Raw genomic sequence first — 742 nt, 5'->3', positions numbered from 1 at the left:
AACCAGTTGGTACCATAAGCGAGTAAATAAATGGCTCCGTCCGAGGCCATCTGCATATCCATCGGGGCTACGACATTGAGTTGCGGCAGGAAAGGCTCCATCTTCACGTAGTTCCCCTGCTCATCTAGGGTCACGGCCATAATCCAGTGCCGAATCCATTCGTAAATGAACAGTTTACCGTTGTAGTACGCGGGTAGTTTGTAGGGAGCGTTTGGGTACAAATCGCTGTAGTACACCGGACCCGCCATAGCACTGGCTCCGCCTTTTCCCACCATCGGCCAGCGTTTGGATGGACCTTTGCCGTACCAGATCATCGCCGGTTGAGCGGGCGGTAATTCTTTCACGCCCGTATTGTTGGGGGAACGATTCACCGGATGAGCTGGGTCCTGCTTGGGGCCTTCCTTTTTGGTAGCAAAGTCGTACTTCGGAAAAGCTTCGTTATTTCCCAGAAAGTAGGGATAACCAAAGAAACCGGGTTTCCGGGCCTGATTGATTTCATCGTAACTCATCGTCCCTTCTTCGGCGGGTACTTGGGTATCCGGACCGACATCGCCCCAATAGACAAAGCTATTTTTGGGATCGACCGAAACGCGGAAGGGGTTTCGGCAACCCATCACGTAAATTTCGGGCCGCCCTTTCGAGCCGTCTTTGGGAAAGAGGTTGCCCTCGGGAATGGTGTAGGTGCCGTCGGCTTCGGGTTTGATCCGAAGAATCTTGCCCCGTAAATCATTACTATTCGCCG

1 protein-coding gene is annotated in these 742 nt (G+C 53.0%); it reads right to left on the bottom strand.

What is annotated here, in order from left to right:
* On the bottom strand, window positions 1-742 hold a 742-nt coding region (locus tag BWI93_RS27005; RefSeq protein ID WP_176454353.1), incomplete at both ends, for a sorbosone dehydrogenase family protein.

Origin of the sequence: Siphonobacter sp. BAB-5385 (assembly GCF_002261125.1) — a bacterium.
Classification (GTDB): Bacteria; Bacteroidota; Bacteroidia; order Cytophagales; family Spirosomataceae; genus Siphonobacter.
Note: the sequence above shows the minus strand (reverse complement) of the source record. Positions and strands in the feature narration are given on the sequence as shown.